The organism is Lysinibacillus sp. VIII_CA, from assembly GCF_049943995.1.
GTDB lineage: Bacteria > Bacillota > Bacilli > Bacillales_A > Planococcaceae > Lysinibacillus > Lysinibacillus pinottii.
Genome location: NZ_JBNFXM010000086.1, coordinates 1 through 400, shown reverse-complemented (window position 1 = coordinate 400; position 400 = coordinate 1). Strand labels below are relative to the sequence as shown.

Below are 400 nucleotides of genomic sequence, written 5' to 3'. Positions count from 1 at the left end.
TTTAATTTGTAGTAATAGTCCACAAAATGATTCGGTTTTCCTTTAGCCATAAGCATGGCGCACACCATAAAATATAAAATCTTCCGTAAATGTTTATTTCCTCGTTTATTAATCCGGTCTCGATATTGCGTATTCCCAGACTGTTACCGCATAATATCAATGCCTGTGTAAGCGTTCAGTTGTTTCGCATTTTGAAAGCGGCGGTGTCACCAATCTCTCCAATTAATCGTCACGCCGTTGAATCGCCAATCCCAGGAATCGAACGAAATACTAGATATTCTTTCCGTCCTTCCGACAATTCCACCATCTGTTTCACAAGCGTATCTTTTTTCTCTAGTAAATCCGCAACGCGAGCTGCGTAATCTCGTGCTTGATCACAACGAATATCTGTAGGTTTAAT

General features: G+C 40.2%; 1 protein-coding gene. It reads right to left on the bottom strand.

The genetic code is table 11. From position 1 onward, the window contains the following. Positions 1 to 113 (bottom strand): hypothetical protein (locus tag ACP3VS_RS24290; RefSeq protein ID WP_426390302.1); only part of this gene is annotated, 113 nt, incomplete at its 3' end. Positions 114 to 400: the final 287 nt, after the last annotated feature.